The 1,027-nt window shown below is 73.7% G+C and carries 1 protein-coding gene; it reads left to right on the top strand.

What is annotated here, in order from left to right:
• Window positions 1-972: 1-deoxy-D-xylulose-5-phosphate reductoisomerase (locus ABD323_RS41620; protein ID WP_344447284.1), on the top strand; the 972-nt coding region annotated here is incomplete at its 5' end.
• Between the last annotated feature and the right edge of the window lie 55 nt (window positions 973-1,027).

The raw sequence follows: 1,027 nt of genomic DNA, 5'->3' as shown, positions 1-1,027 counted from the left end.
ACCTACCTGCGGGTCAGCGCGCTGGGCATCCCGGCCATGCTGACCGTGCTGGCCGGTCCGGACGCCGCCACGGAGCTGGCCGCACTGCCCTGCCACTCGGTGCTGAACGGCATCACCGGCTCGATCGGCCTGGCGCCGACGCTGGCCGCGCTGAAGGCCGGCCGGGTGCTGGTGCTGGCCAACAAGGAGTCGCTGATCGTCGGCGGTCCGCTGGTGCGGGCGCTGGCCGCCCCCGGGCAGATCGTGCCGGTGGACTCCGAGCACGCCGCGCTCTTCCAGGCGCTGACCGCCGGCACCCCGCGCGAGGTGCGCCGCCTGGTGGTCACCGCCAGCGGCGGTCCCTTCCGCGGGCGCTCGCGCGACCAGCTGGCCGCCGTCACCCCGAAGGACGCACTGGCCCACCCGACCTGGGCGATGGGCCCGGTGGTGACCATCAACTCGGCCACCCTGGTCAACAAGGGCCTGGAGGTGATCGAGGCGCACCTGCTCTACGACATCCCCTTCGAGCGGATCGACGTGGTGGTCCATCCGCAGTCGGTGGTCCACTCGATGGTGGAGTACACGGACGGCTCCACGCTGGCCCAGGCCAGTCCGCCGGACATGCGGATGCCCATCGCGCTGGGCCTGGGCTGGCCGGACCGGGTACCGGACGCGGCCCCCGGCTGCGACTGGACCCAGGCCGCCACCTGGGAGTTCTTCCCGCTGGACGACGAGGCCTTCCCGGCCGTCGGGCTGGCCCGCGAGGTGGGTACGCTCGGCGGCACCGCGCCGGCGGTCTTCAACGCGGCCAACGAGGAGTGCGTGGACGCCTTCCTGAACGGGCGCCTGGCCTTCACCGGGATCGTGGACACCGTCGCCAAGGTGGTCGCCGAGCACGGCGTGCCGCGCTCGGGAACTTCTCTGACCATCGAGGACGTCCTGGATGCGGAGGGCTGGGCCCGGGCCCGGGCCCGCGAGCTGGCGGCGGGCTGAGCCCGGGAGCGGAGGCACGATCCCGGTGGTCGGCTGACGCGGTGCGGTACCTGGG

Origin of the sequence: Kitasatospora nipponensis (genome assembly GCF_039528135.1) — a bacterium.
GTDB classification, from domain to species: domain Bacteria; phylum Actinomycetota; class Actinomycetes; order Streptomycetales; family Streptomycetaceae; genus Kitasatospora; species Kitasatospora nipponensis.
This window is presented reverse-complemented; position numbering and strand designations above follow the sequence as displayed.